This is a genomic window from Kitasatospora sp. NPDC001095, from assembly GCF_053598615.1.
Map to the genome: position 1 here is coordinate 149,368 of NZ_JBSFKQ010000005.1, position 12,472 is coordinate 161,839.

Below are 12,472 nucleotides of genomic sequence, written 5' to 3' on the forward strand. Positions count from 1 at the left end.
AGCCGGCCAGTCCGCGCCAGACGGCAGGACCGGTGAAGCCCATCCGGCGGTCGTGGTACCAACTGATCGGACGTCACGATCAGCCCGAATAGGGCCCGTTGGCTCTTCCGGTGGTTTCGTCTGCCACCCACTCGGGCCGTCGCCCTCGCCCGAACGAGGGGTGCGCCCGAGTCGTCCTCGAGCGCACCCCTCTCACCGCGTCCCGCTTCCGCTCCGCCGCTACTGGCGTGCCGTGCCCAGCGTCGCCGGCCGGGTCCGCAGCAGCGCCCGGACCGGCACCCCGGTCGCCGCGAGGCAGAGCAGCACGGCTCCGGCGGCCAGCGGCAGGGCGAGCATCGGCGGCACGTACGGGGCGGAGTTGGCGACGCCCCGGGTGACCGGCACCAGGGTGATCCCGGCGATCGCCGCGCCGACCGCCAGCCCGGCCGAGGCGACCAGCAGCGCCTCCCAGCGCATCATGCCGCGCACCTGGCGCCGGGTGGTGCCGGCCAGTCGCAGCAGCGCGACCTCACGGCGCCGGTCCAGCACCGTCATCACCAGGGTGTTCGCGGCGCTGACGGCGGCGAACCCGCCGAGCACGGCGGCCATCACGGTGTTGGCCCAGCCGCTGAGCTCCAGGCCCCTGTCGGCCTGGGCGACGAAACCGGCCCGGTCGGTCACGGTGACCCCGGTCAGGGCGCCCAGTCCGGCGGTCACCGCCGCGGGGTCGGCGCCCGGCGCGTCGGCGACCAGCACCTGGCTGTCGTACCCGGTGGTGACGTGCGTGGCCACCGCGGCCCGGGGCAGCAGCGCCTGGCCGACGCCGAGCCCACGGTCGTACACCGCCACCACGGCGGGCCGCACGGCGGTGCCGTCGCCGAGCCAGAGCTTCACCCGGTCGCCGACCCCGGCGCCGAACGCGTCGGCCATGGTGGCGCTCAGCGCGATGGTGTCGGGGGCGCGGCCGAGGTCGGCGAGCGAGCCGCTGCGCACGCCCAGGTCGAGCACCTTCGGCAGCCGGGCCGGGTCGCCGTCGACGCCGAGCACGGGGGCGGAGCCCGGCTGGCCGAGGTTCTCGAAGACGACTCCGGTGCGCAGCACGCCGACGGCGGTGTCCACGCCGGGCACCCGGGCGGCCCGCTCGGCCGTCCCGGCGGGCAGGCCGGGGCCGGTGGAGGCGATCACGTGGTCGGCGGTGACACCGGCCCGGACGTTCTCGCCGGTGGTGTGGCGCACGGTGCTCTGGAGGATCAGCAGGGTGCCGCAGAAGGCGGTGACCAGCACGATCGGGGTGATCGCGGAGGCCAGCCGGCGGGCGTTGGCGCGGGTGTTGTCGGCGGCCAGCGAGCCGGGCGCGCCGCCGGCGCGCAGCGGGGCGCCGAGCACCACGGCGGCGGCGCGGGCCAGCCAGGGGCCGAGCAGGGCGACGGCCAGCATGAAGCACATCACCACGCCGATCGCGGTCTGGGCGGCCTTGGCGCCGTCCAGGGAGGTGGCGACGGCGGCAGCCGCGACGCCACCGGCGACGAAGACCAGCCCGAGGACGGTGCGCACCCGGCCCGGGCGGGGCGGCTCGGCGGCGGCCTCGCCGAGCGCCTGGGCGGCCCGCATCCGAGACGGCCGGCGGGCGGCCAGGAAGCCGGCGGTCAGCGCGGCGAGGGTGCAGACCAGGACGGCGGCGAGCACCGGCAGCGGACCGACGTCCAGGCGGACGTCCGCGGGGACGGCGCCGCGCTCGACCAGCTGGCCGAACCACCAGCGGGCGAGGGCGAGTCCGGGCAGGACGCCGAGGACCGCTGCGAGCGGTGCGACCAGCATCGCCTCGGCGGCGATGGTGCGGCGGATCTGGCGCGGGGTGGCGCCGATGGCGCGCAGCAGGGCGAACTCGCGGGCGCGCTGGCCGGTGGCGAGGGCGACGGTGCTCATCACCACGAAGACCGCGGTCATGGTGGCGTAGCCGCCGAAGGTGCCGCCGAGCGCGATCAGCATGGTGCGGGCGTCGCCGAGGGCGGGGTGCTCGACGGCGCTCCGGTCGTGCCCGGTGAAGGTCCTGGCGTCGCCGCCGACGGCCTGGCGGACCTGCGCGGCGAGCGCGGCGGTGGTGACGCCCTCGCGGGGCTGTACGGCGACGGCGTCGATCCGGCCGGGGTGGCCGGAGAGGCGGTCGGCGGTGGCGTCGGCGAACCAGGCGGTGGGGCCGGCCTGCTGGGCGGCGGCCAGGCCGGAGACCCGGTAGTCCGCGGTGCCGCCGGGCGCGGTGAGCGTGAGGCTCGCGCCGGGCACGAGATGGGCGGCGTGCGCCGTGTCGGCGTCCAACACCACCTCGTTCGCGCCGGGGGCGCGGCCCTCGACCAGCTTGTCGCCCGGCCCGGCGATGCCGAGCGCGGCGAAGCCCCGGCCGGTCAGGGCCGGCGCCCGGTCGGTGGCGGGCAGCGGGAAGGCGGTGTCCGGGCGGGCGGCCGCGACCCCGGGCAGGGCGGCCAGCCGGGCGACCAGCGCGGCGTCCGTCCGGGCCCGCTCCGGGACGGCCTGCCCCTCGGTCTCGGTGTCCTCGCCGATCTTCCGCTGGAACTTCACGGTCTGCTCGGCCGCGACCACCACCGGGGCGGCCGCGTACCGGGTCGGCGCGAGGCTCGCGGTCAGGCCGGTCTGCAACAGCACTCCGCAGGCGACCACCACGGCGGCGCCCAGCAGCAGGGCGACCAGGGTGCCCGCGAAGGACGCGGGCCGGAAGCGCACCGAGGCGCGCGCGAGTCCGTTCGTCATGCCGCCGCTCCCACCGGGCGGGCGGTCAGCGCGACCATCCGGTCCGCGACGGCCTGCGGGGTCGGGTGCGGCAGGTCGTCGACGATCGCGCCGCCGGCCAGGAACAGCGCCCGGTCGGCGAAGGAGGCCGCCACCGGGTCGTGGGTCACCATCACCACCGTCGCGCCGAGCGAGTCCACGGCCTGCCGCAGCAGGGACAGCACCTCGTGCGCGGTCCGGGTGTCCAGCGCGCCGGTCGGCTCGTCGGCGAACACCACGTCCGGGCGGGTGATCAGCGCGCGGGCGATCGCCACCCGCTGCTGCTGGCCGCCGGAGAGCTGGCCGGGCCGCCGCCCGGCGTGCTCGCCGAGGCCCACCCGTGCCAGCAGCTCCCGCGCCCGGGCGCGGTCCTGGCGCTCCCCGGCGAGGCGCTGCGGGAGCAGCACGTTCTGCTCGACGGTCAGCGAGGGCAGCAGGTTGAAGGACTGGAAGACGAAGCCGATCCGGCTGCGGCGCAGCTTGGTCAGCCGGTTCTCGCCGAGCGCGGTGATGTCCTCGCCGCCCAGCAGGACCTGCCCGGCGTCCGGGCGGTCCAGGCCCGCCGCGCACTGGAGGAAGGTGGACTTGCCGGAGCCGGACGGGCCCATCACCGCGGTGAAGCTTCCGTGGGCGAGCGCCAGGTCGACGCCGCGCAGCGCCTGCACCGTCTCCTCGCCGCGCCCGTAGGCGCGGCGCACCCCGCGCAGCTCGATCGCGGGGGCCGCCTGCGGGGCCGGGGCGTACGGGGCGCCGCCGAACCGGTCCGCGGTGTGGCCGTGGCCGTGGCCGTACCGGTCCGTTCCGAACTCGTCGGTCCTGCGGTGGTCTTGGCGGCGTGCCATGGGTGGGCCTTCCTTCGGTTCTGCGTCGCTCGTCGTCAACGCGCTCAAACCTAGGAAGCGCGGGCTCCGCGGACCATGCAGGCCACCGGCGGACCTGAGGTGGGGTTATCCCCCCACCCGTTCGCCGGGAATCCCCAGGTAGGAGGCTCGCAGCTCGGCGAGCACCGGGTGCGCGGGGTCGAAGGCGGTGCCGTCCACGGCCGCCAGCGGACGCACCCCGGCGCCCGCGTTGACCGCGAAGGCGGCGGTGAAGCGGGCCAGCGCGTCGGCGGGCAGCTGCGCGCGGGACTGCGGGCCGCGGTACGCGGCGGACAGCAGGGCCTCGGTGACGCCGGGCAGGCTGGGGCCCTGCGGCCAGACCAGCTCGTCCCCGGCCAGGAAGCCGACGTTCCAGGTCGCGCCCTCGACCACCAGGCCGCCCTCGTCGACCAGCAACACGTCGTCGAAGCCCGCCAGTTGGGCCTGCCGGCGGTGGTGCACCAGGCCGAACAGGCCGACGTGCTTCACCTCCGGCAGCTCCCGCCGGTAGGGGGTGGTGCGGACCCGCAGCGGGGCGGGGTCGGACGTCGCGGCCGGGCGGGTGGTCACCAGCAGGGCGGGTGCGGCCGGGGCGGCGGGGCGCTCCAGGCCGAGCGCCGGGTCGTACACGGTGACGCGGACGATCACCGGCGCGCCGTCGGCCGGCAGCACCGCACCGATCCGCTCCCGCACGACCGCCCGGTCCAGTTCGGTGCCGAACAGCAGCCGGCAGTCCCGGACCAGCCGGTCCAGGTGCAGCGCCAGACCGCGCACCCGGCCCGCCTCGGCGCGCAGGGTGGTGAAGTGCCCGTAGTTGAGCAGCCCCAGCGCGGCCAGCCGCGCCGGGTCGGCGGGGGCGCCGTCGATCTCGATCTCAGCCATCCCCCGAGTCTGCCAGCCGCGAGGAAACCGGCGGGACCTGCTCCGGCGCCGCCCGCCCGGGCGAGGCCTGCTCCGGCAGCGGGGGCTCCGGGAGACGGGATTCCGGCAGCGGGGACTCCGGCAGCGGCACCGGGCGGTACGGGCTCGCCACCGGCCGTCCCGCCGCCCTGGCCAACCGTTCGAACTCCTCGATCCGGTACGCCAGGCCCTCCGGCTCCCCGGCGTCCGACCAGCGCCACGCCTCCGCCCACCACTGCGGGCCGCGCACCAGCGGCCGGCCGGCCAGCGCCAGGTACAGGGCGAGCGTGGAGCGGGCGTACTCGTGCACCCAGCCGTCGCAGCCCCGGTAGTCCGCCGTCTCGTCCAGCCGCAGCCAGCGGCCCTCCTGCCCGGCGGCCAGTATCGGCACCCAGCCGCGCAGCCGGTCCTCGACCAGCAGGAGCAGCCGGCCGTCCTCCTCCCGCACGCGGTGCGCGGGGAGTTGGGGCATCCGGGCGAAGGACAGCGAGCGCTTCCAGCCCACCACCCACAGGCCCCGGCGCAGGTAGTAGCGGACCGCCGGCTGCCAGGCCCAGTGCGCCTCCAGCCGGAACCCGGGCAGGCCCTCGGCGGTGGCCGCCGCGTACACCTCGTCCAGCGCGGCGGCGGCCAGGCCGCGGCCGCGCGCCTCCGGGGTCACGTAGAGGGAGGAGACGGCGAGCTGGCTCGGGCCCTTCGTCCAGTTGTCCACCGCGACGGTACCGACGACCGTGCCGCCGTCGCCCTGGATCCAGTAGCGGCGCCGGTACAGCTCGCCGCCGGGCCACTCCCGCCCGCTCTCCCCCAGCCGCTCCCGCCACCCGCGTTCCGCCTGCGGCGCCAGCCCGTCCGGGTCCACCAGCTCGCCCAGCCCGCCCTCCACCAGGGACGCCAAGTCCCAGAGCGCGAACCGCCGTTCCTCCCCCGGACCGGCCGCCCGCAGCCGCGGCCCCGCCGCCAGCCGGTCCTGCGCCCGCTCCACCGCCGCATCCCACGACCTCAGCACACGGCGAGGATAGCGGGCCCGTCGGGACGATCAGTAATCCACCTGCCACCGAACGTCAGTGCGGGCCGGGGGCGTTCGGCTCCCGGGCCGGACGGACCGGCTCGCCGCCCGCGGCAGTGGGCCGGTGCCGCGGACACGTGCGGCGCCCGGGCGGAGGTAGGGGAAACCCGACCACGGGACTCGACTTGACCCTGCTGACCCCGCCGGCCTGCGGCGATGCAATGAAGGGGTGACGAAACGGGCGTGGTGGTGGTGCGGTGGATGGCTGGCCGCGGCGGGGTGGGCGGGGGCGTTCCCGCTGGTGTCCGGGCTCGGGCCGCACCGGAGTTGGGGGGCCTGGGCGGCCGGTGGGTACCTGCTCGCGGCGCTGGTCGTGGCGACGGCACGGCGGCGCGGGCCCGAGCTGTCGGTGGCCGTCGCGGCCGTCGGGGCGGTGCTGGTGCCGCTGCTCGTGCTGCTGTCGACCGGGCAGGGGCAGAGCGAGGTCGGGGTGATCGAGCGCTCCGGGTCACTGCTGCTGCACACCGGCACGCCGTACCGGGCCGACCCGCAGGCCGTCGAGGAGTACGACCCGTACCTCCCGGGGATGGCCCTGCTGGGCCTGCCCCGGGCGCTGCTGGGCGGTTCGCCGCTGGGTGACGCCCGGCTCTGGTGCGCGGCGGTCTTCCTGGTCTGCGTGCTGCGGACGGTGCCCGCCGGGCGCCGGCTCGGCGCCGCCGCGCTCACCGCCTCGCCGGTGGTCGCGCTGCCGCTCTGCGTCAGCGGGGTCGACCTGCCGCTCATCGGCCTGTGCCGGCTCGCCCTGGTCCGCGCCGCCGAACGGCGGCCGGTGGCGGCCGGGTCGGCGCTGGCCGCCGCCTGTTCGCTGAAGTGGACGGCCTGGCCGGCGCTCGCCGTGATGGCGGCCCTGTTGGCGGCCGCCGCCGGGCGGCGCGCGGCGCTGCGCGGGACGGCCGTCGCGGTGGGGGCGGCGGCGGTGGCGGTGCTGCCGGTGGCGCTGCGCGCGCCCGGGCCGCTGGTGGAGCAGGTGTTCGCCTTCCCCACCGGTCGCGGCCGGCTGGCGACCCCGGCCGCCAGCCCGCTGCCCGGGCGGCTGCTCGCCGATCTCGGCCCGGTGGGCTGGTACGCCGCCGTCGGCCTGCTGCTGCTCGCCGGGCTCGCCGTCGGGGCCTCACTGCTCACCCGCCCGCCCCGCACCGCGGCCGCCGCGGCGCACCGGCTGGCCCTGGGGCTGTCGGCGGCCTTCCTGCTGGCGCCCGCCGGGCGGTTCGGCTACCTCGCGCTGCCGCTCGTCCTCGTCCTGCTCTCCTCCTCGTCCTCCGTTCCGAAAGGCCTGCCATGGGCACCACCCTCGTCGTCACCAACGACTTCCCGCCGCGCCAGGGCGGCATCGAGACCTTCGTCCGGGCGATGGCCGACCGCGTCCCCGGTCACGACGTCGTGGTCTACACCTCGGCCGAACCGGGCGCCGAGCGCCACGACGCCGCTCTCCCCTACCCGGTGATCCGCGACCGCGCCCGCGTGCTGCTGCCGACCCCGCGGGCCACCCGGCGGGCCGCGGAGATCGCCCGCGCCCACGGCTGCGACCGGGTCTGGTTCGGCGCCGCGGCCCCGCTCGCCGCGATGGCGCCCGACCTACGGCGGCTGGCCCCGGGCATCCGCCGCACCGTCGCCACCACCCACGGCCACGAGATCTGGTGGGCCCGCACCCCGGGCGCCCGCGGCCTGCTGCGCCGGATCGGCCGCGGTACGGACGTGGTGACCTACCTCGGCGCCTACACCCGGGCCCGGATCGCGCCCGCGCTCGGGCCGGACGCCCGGCTGACGCGCCTGGTGCCGGGGGTCGACCCGTCGGTGTTCCGGCCCACCGGCGCCGGGAGCCCGGCGACCGCACCGGTGGTCCTCTGCGTGGCGCGACTGGTCCCGCGCAAGGGCCAGGACGCGCTGATCCGGGCGCTGCCCGCGGTCCGCCGGGCCGTGCCCGGGACCACCCTGGTGCTGGTCGGCCGGGGCCCGGACGAGGGCCGGCTGCGGGGCCTCGCCCGCCGGCTCACCGAGCCGGGCAGCGTGGTGTTCACCGGCGGCCTCGACCATGCCGCGACCGCCGTCCACTACGCCGGGGCGGACGTCTTCGCGATGCCGTGCCGCACCCGCCGGCTGGGCCTGGAGGCCGAGGGCCTGGGCATCGTCTTCCTGGAGGCGGCGGCCGCCGGCCTCCCGGTGGTGGCCGGCCGCTCCGGCGGCGCCCCGGACACCGTCCTGGACGGTGTCACCGGCGCGGTGGTCGACGGCCGGGCCCCCGCCGAGGTGGCAGCCGCCCTGACCCGGATCCTGCTGGCCCCGCCCGCCGAGCGCGCCCGGATGGGGGCGGCGGGGCGGCGCTGGGCCGAGGAGCACTGGACCTGGGAGGCCTCGGCCCGGCGGCTCACCGACCTGCTCGACCCCGCCGTGCCCCTGCCGGAAGCGGCCGCTCAGGACACCCCGGCCACTGCGGGCAGCGCCCCGGCCGCTCCGGACGCCCCGGCCACTGCGGGCGGCGCTCCGGCCGCGCACGTCACTCCGGCTGCCCCCGCAGGTGCCTGACCAGGCGGGCGATCGCCGGGGCCCCGCCGTTGGCGTGGACCGCCGTCACCCAGTTCCGCGCCTGGCCGGCCAGGTCGTCCCGGCTCGGGCAGGAGAAGCTGAACAGCCAGACGTGGGCGGACAGATCACGCTCCGGCAGTGCCCGCCACTCCTCGCCGCCGGCCTGCGTCAGCATGTCCTGGCAGGCCGTCAGCGCCTGGTCGCCGTCCCCGGCCCACTCCTGGCGCAGCCACAGCAGGAAGTTCGCCTGGGCCGTCGTGGTGTCGTCCTTGGTCGCCTCGCCCTTGAGCAGTCGGTTGACGATCGCGCTCTGGGGTTCCCGTGTCCTTGCCATGACGCCATCGTTCCGGCACCGCGACCGCCCTGACAAGGGGGTGGTCCGTCATCCGGCGGGCCGGTCGCTCACTCCCCGCGCAGGTGGGCCAGCACCGCGAGCACCCGCCGGTTGCCCTCCGTCGGATCCAGGTCCAGCTTCATGAAGATGTTCCCGCAGTGCTTCACCACCGAGGCCTCGGTGATGCTCAACCGGCCCGCCACGGCCTGGTTGTTGAGGCCTTCGGCGATCAGCGCGAGCACCTCGCGCTCGCGCGGGGTGAGACGGGCGAGCGGGCGGTCGGCGCACTGGCCGCGCAACAGCACCCGGACCACCTCGGGGTCGATCACCGTCTCCCCTCCGGCGACCCGCCGCAGCGCGTCCAGGAACTCCGCGACGTCGCCGACCCGGTCCTTCAACAGGTAGCCCAGACCGGCCGGTTGGACACCGGCGGCGGCGAGCAGCCGGGTCGCGTACGGGGTGGCCACGTACTGGGAGAGGACCAGGACGGGCAGGCCCGGGTGGCGCTCGCGCAGGGCGAGGGCGGCGCGCAGGCCCTCGTCGGTGTGGTCGGGGGGCATCCGGACGTCGGTGAGCACGATGTCGGGACGGTCGGCGTCGACGGCCGCCGCCAGCGCCCGGGCGTCGCCGACGGCGGCGGTCACCACGTGGCCGCCGAGGGCGAGGAGTTCGACCAGTCCGGCGCGCAGCAGCACCGCATCCTCGGCGATCACGACCCGGAGCACGGCACCTCCAACCGCAGCGTCGTCGGGCCGCCCGTCGGGCTCGTCACCATCAGCCGTCCTCTCAGCAGTGCCACCCGGTCGGCGAGCCCCGCCAGCCCGGCCCCGGCGGCCGGGTCGGCCCCGCCGCGGCCGTCGTCGGTCACCTGGACGACCAGCCGACCGTGCGAGACCCGCCCGTGGACGGTGATCGCGGTGGCACCGCTGTGCTTGGCGGCGTTGGTGAGCGCCTCGGTGACGGTGAAGTAGGCGGTGGTCTCCACGGGGGCGGGCAGCCGCTCCGGGAGCTCGATGTCGGTGGCCACCGGGATCGGGTGGCGCTGGGCGACCTCGTCCACGGCGGCGGCGAGCCCGTGGTCGGTGAGCACCTGCGGGTGGATGCCGCGCACCAGCCCGCGCAGCTGCTCCAGGGCCTGCCGGGCCTCGCCGCGCGCCCGGGTGACGAGTTCCGCCGCCCGGCCGTCCCGCTCGCGCAGCTCGTACTCGGCGAGCCCCAGGGTCATGCTCAGCGCGACCAGCTGCTGCTGCGCTCCGTCGTGCAGGTCGCGCTCGATCCGGCGCCGCTCGGCCTCGAAGGCATCGGCCAGCCGGGCACGGGAGCGGGTGAGTTCGAGCACCTGGCGGCCGAGGTCGTCCTCCCGGGGCCCGAGCAGGAAGCGGGCCAGGGCGACCTCGGCGGCGGTCAGCAGCGCACCGGCGTAGGCGCAGAGCAGCAGGCCGGCCAGCCCGGCGGCGGCGAACGGCAGGGCGGCGAGCGGCCCGTGGACGGTGTGCCCGGGGATCAGCATCACCGTCTCCGGCGCGAGCGCCCAGACCACCAGCGGGGAGAGCACGTACAGGCCGGAGAGCACCAGGAGGACGGTGAAGCCGAGCGCGGCGGCGGCCAGCACCGTCGAGGCGAGTACCGTGTGGGCGAGTTCGCGCCAGGTGGCGCGCTCGCGCAGCCGGGTGCGGATGCGGGCGCGACGGCCCGCCCCGGGCAGGCTTCGGTGCGGGTCGGGCAGCGGCACCGGCTCGACCAGCCGCAGCCGCCACCGGGCCGCGGTGGCGGCCGGGATGCCCGCGAGTGCCAGGGCGAGCAGCACCGGCAGCCCGATGCCGACCACCGACAGGCCCACGCCGAGCACCAGCAGCACCGCGAGGACCACCAGCTGCACCGGGCCGAGCAGGGCGCTGCCCAGCAGGTACGCCCAGCAGCGCGGCACCCGGCCGGTGAAGGGGAAGCGCAGCGGGTGCGCCCACAGCGCCTCGCGGACGGACGCCGGCCGCCGCTCCCCCTCGCTGCTCCCCTCGCTCACCCGGTCAACCCTAACGGAGCGTCGGACGGCCCTTCGGGGCTCCGCCCGGGGCCGCCGCCTGGGCCTCCGCCGGGGCCTGCGCCCGGGCTGCCTCCCGGGCTGCCCCCTGGGCCTCCGCCCGGGCCCGGCGCGGCCTGGTCAGCGCGACGGCCACGATCACCAGCGCGCCGCCGGCCAGGGCGTTCCAGCCCACCGGCTCGTGCAGGACGGCCGCGCCGAGCGCCGTCGACCAGAGCGGCATCGCGTACGTGACGGCGGAGGCCACGGTCGTCCCCGCACTGCGCACCAGCGCGATGTTGAGCAGGTACGCCAGACCGGTGCCGAGCACGCCGAGCACCAGCAGGGCGAGCGCGGCGCCGGCCCCGGGCCAGTGCGGGACGCCCGCGGCGAGCGGTGCGACCAGGGCCAGCTCGACGGCGGCACAGGTGATCTGGAGCACGGACAGAGCGGCCACCGACTCCGAGCGGCCGGACAGGAAGCGACGCAGATAGACGTAGCCGGCGCCGTAGCAGCAGGTGGCGGCCAGGCAGGCCAGCGCCCCGGTCGTCGCGCCGGCACCGAGGCCGTGCCAGACCCCGAGCAGGGTGAGCACGCCGAGGAAGCCGAGCCCGAGTCCGGCCAGCCGCCGGGCGCCCGGGCGGCGCTCCTCGGGGACGGTCAGCACCGCGAACAGCAGGGTGAACAGCGGGGTGGTCGCGTTCACCACCCCGGCGAGCAGCGAGCTGACCCTGGTCTCGCCGAACGGGAAGAGGGTGAACGGCACGGCGTTGAGCAGCACCGCCACCACCGCCGAGTGGCCCCACAGCGCCCGGTCGCGCGGGACCCGCTCGCCGCGCACCGCGAAGATCACCCACAGCGCGGCCGCGCCCAGCAGGCAGCGCCACAGAGCCACCCAGATCGGCGGCACCCCCGCGTCGACCGCCACCTTGATCAGGGCGAAGCTCGCGCCCCAGATCGCCGACAGGGCCACGAAGCCCGGCAGCCAGCGCCGCATCCCCACCACCTCCATGTCCGACTCCCGTGTCCGAGTCCGTGCCATCAGCTGGACAGAGACTGGCCCGGCGCCACACCATGAGTCCAACAAGTGGCACTGCACCGGCGATGAGGAAGTCTCATGACCTCGGACGTCAACCTGGCCCAGCTCAGGGCCCTGGTCGCGGTCGCCGACACCGGTGGCTTCGGCACGGCCGCCGACGAGTTGGGCATCAGCCAGTCCGCGGTCTCGCACGCCGTCGCCGCCCTGGAACGGGCCCTCGGCGCGCCCGTGCTGTGGCGCGGCAGCCCGTGCCGCGCCACCCCACTGGGCGAACAGGTCCTGCCGCACGCCCGGACGGCCGTCGCCTCGGCCGCCGCCGTCCGCGCGATCGCCGCCCGGCACTCCGGCGGCCTGACCGGCACCATACGGCTGGCGGCGCCGACCACCGTCTGCCAGGCACTGCTGCCCGGACTGCTGAAGGACTGGCGGGCGGCCCACCCGCAGCTGACCGTCCGGGTCTTCGAGGGCGAGGACGACGAGCTGCCGGCCTGGCTGGAGGCGGGGATGGTGGACGCCGCCGTACTGATGGACGTCGGCCGGCTGCCGCCCGGGGCGGTCGCGCTCGGCGCCGACTCCATGCACGTGCTGCTGCGCCGCGACCACCCGCTGGCTGGTGAACCGACCGTACACGTGGCCGAGTTGGAGGACGACGACTTCCTGCTCTCGGAGGGCGGCTGCGAGCGCCACGTCCGCGAGGCCTACCGACGGGCCGGGGTCCGCTTCACTCCGCGGCACCGCATCCGCGACCTGAACACCCTGATCGGCATGGTGCACGCGGGCCTCGGGGTGTCGGTGATGCCCGCGCTGGCGCTGACCATGCTCCCCGCCGACTGCGTGCTGATCCCGATCCGCCCCGCCGTCCACCGGACGCTGACGCTCACCGGGCCGAGCGGCCGCCCGTGGTCCCCGGCGGTCAGCGGTCTGCTGGCGGGCGTGGGCGCGGACCTCGTCGGCAGGATCTGAGCGAGCC

At 77.1% G+C, this 12,472-nt stretch carries 11 protein-coding genes; 3 read left to right on the top strand and 8 right to left on the bottom strand.

Features of this window, described 5'->3' with window-relative positions:
* Window positions 1–219: 219 nt before the first annotated feature.
* The 4 genes from ACWDBB_RS07365 to ACWDBB_RS07380 all read right to left on the bottom strand — a co-directional run bounded on the left by ACWDBB_RS07365 (window position 220) and on the right by ACWDBB_RS07380 (window position 5,529).
* A complete protein-coding gene (locus tag ACWDBB_RS07365; RefSeq protein ID WP_449788637.1) occupies window positions 220–2,745 on the bottom strand; it encodes an FtsX-like permease family protein in 2,526 nt (841 codons plus the stop codon).
* The gene (locus ACWDBB_RS07370) at window positions 2,742–3,605 is read right to left on the bottom strand and encodes an ABC transporter ATP-binding protein (protein ID WP_449788638.1); all 864 of its coding nucleotides are present in this window, start codon (window positions 3,603–3,605) and stop codon (window positions 2,742–2,744) included. Before ACWDBB_RS07370 ends, ACWDBB_RS07365 begins: the two co-directional genes overlap by 4 nt.
* Before the next feature lie 105 nt (window positions 3,606–3,710).
* Window positions 3,711–4,505 carry an aminotransferase class IV gene (locus ACWDBB_RS07375; RefSeq protein ID WP_449788639.1) on the bottom strand — a complete coding sequence of 265 codons (795 nt, stop codon included), beginning with the start codon at window positions 4,503–4,505 and terminating at the stop codon, window positions 3,711–3,713.
* Window positions 4,498–5,529 carry a GNAT family N-acetyltransferase gene (locus ACWDBB_RS07380; protein ID WP_449788640.1) on the bottom strand — a complete coding sequence of 344 codons (1,032 nt, stop codon included), beginning with the start codon at window positions 5,527–5,529 and terminating at the stop codon, window positions 4,498–4,500. Before ACWDBB_RS07380 ends, ACWDBB_RS07375 begins: the two co-directional genes overlap by 8 nt.
* A 229-nt stretch (window positions 5,530–5,758) precedes the next feature.
* Here ACWDBB_RS07380 and ACWDBB_RS07385 point away from each other — a divergent pair, with 229 nt between their 5' ends.
* Window positions 5,759–7,033, top strand: coding sequence for a hypothetical protein (locus tag ACWDBB_RS07385; protein ID WP_449788641.1), 1,275 nt, complete (start codon window positions 5,759–5,761; stop codon window positions 7,031–7,033).
* On the top strand, window positions 6,940–8,112 hold the full coding sequence (locus tag ACWDBB_RS07390) for a glycosyltransferase family 4 protein (protein WP_449788704.1): 1,173 nt from the start codon (window positions 6,940–6,942) through the stop codon (window positions 8,110–8,112). The genes ACWDBB_RS07385 and ACWDBB_RS07390 overlap by 94 nt, the downstream gene beginning before the upstream one ends.
* Here the strand turns inward: ACWDBB_RS07390 and ACWDBB_RS07395 are convergent.
* From ACWDBB_RS07395 to ACWDBB_RS07410, 4 genes are all read right to left on the bottom strand, one after another.
* Complete coding sequence (locus tag ACWDBB_RS07395) at window positions 8,084–8,446, bottom strand: hypothetical protein (protein ID WP_449788642.1); 363 nt, start codon at window positions 8,444–8,446, stop codon at window positions 8,084–8,086. The two genes, ACWDBB_RS07390 and ACWDBB_RS07395, sit on opposite strands and share 29 nt — an antisense overlap.
* 68 nt (window positions 8,447–8,514) lie before the next feature.
* Window positions 8,515–9,171, bottom strand: coding sequence for a response regulator (locus ACWDBB_RS07400; protein ID WP_449788643.1), 657 nt, complete (start codon window positions 9,169–9,171; stop codon window positions 8,515–8,517).
* Window positions 9,156–10,466: a sensor domain-containing protein gene (locus tag ACWDBB_RS07405; protein ID WP_449788644.1), complete on the bottom strand. Its 1,311-nt coding sequence runs from the start codon at window positions 10,464–10,466 to the stop codon at window positions 9,156–9,158. Before ACWDBB_RS07405 ends, ACWDBB_RS07400 begins: the two co-directional genes overlap by 16 nt.
* A gap of 10 nt (window positions 10,467–10,476) precedes the next feature.
* Window positions 10,477–11,475: a DMT family transporter gene (locus ACWDBB_RS07410; protein ID WP_449788645.1), complete on the bottom strand. Its 999-nt coding sequence runs from the start codon at window positions 11,473–11,475 to the stop codon at window positions 10,477–10,479.
* A gap of 105 nt (window positions 11,476–11,580) precedes the next feature.
* On the opposite strand from ACWDBB_RS07410, the gene ACWDBB_RS07415 reads away from it, so the two are divergent.
* The gene (locus tag ACWDBB_RS07415; RefSeq protein WP_449788646.1) at window positions 11,581–12,465 is read left to right on the top strand and encodes a LysR family transcriptional regulator; all 885 of its coding nucleotides are present in this window, start codon (window positions 11,581–11,583) and stop codon (window positions 12,463–12,465) included.
* Window positions 12,466–12,472: the final 7 nt, after the last annotated feature.

Excerpts from the sequence above, each read along its gene's own strand:
- ACWDBB_RS07410 (WP_449788645.1), bottom strand. The coding sequence starts at position 11,475 with ATGGAGGTGGTGGGGATGCGGCGCTGGCTGCCGGGCTTCGTGGCCCTG.
- ACWDBB_RS07370 (WP_449788638.1), bottom strand. The coding sequence starts at position 3,605 with ATGGCACGCCGCCAAGACCACCGCAGGACCGACGAGTTCGGAACGGAC.
- ACWDBB_RS07375 (WP_449788639.1), bottom strand. The coding sequence starts at position 4,505 with ATGGCTGAGATCGAGATCGACGGCGCCCCCGCCGACCCGGCGCGGCTG.
- ACWDBB_RS07365 (WP_449788637.1), bottom strand. The coding sequence starts at position 2,745 with ATGACGAACGGACTCGCGCGCGCCTCGGTGCGCTTCCGGCCCGCGTCC.
- ACWDBB_RS07390 (WP_449788704.1), top strand. The coding sequence starts at position 6,940 with ATGGCCGACCGCGTCCCCGGTCACGACGTCGTGGTCTACACCTCGGCC.
- ACWDBB_RS07415 (WP_449788646.1), top strand. The coding sequence starts at position 11,581 with ATGACCTCGGACGTCAACCTGGCCCAGCTCAGGGCCCTGGTCGCGGTC.
- ACWDBB_RS07395 (WP_449788642.1), bottom strand. The coding sequence starts at position 8,446 with ATGGCAAGGACACGGGAACCCCAGAGCGCGATCGTCAACCGACTGCTC.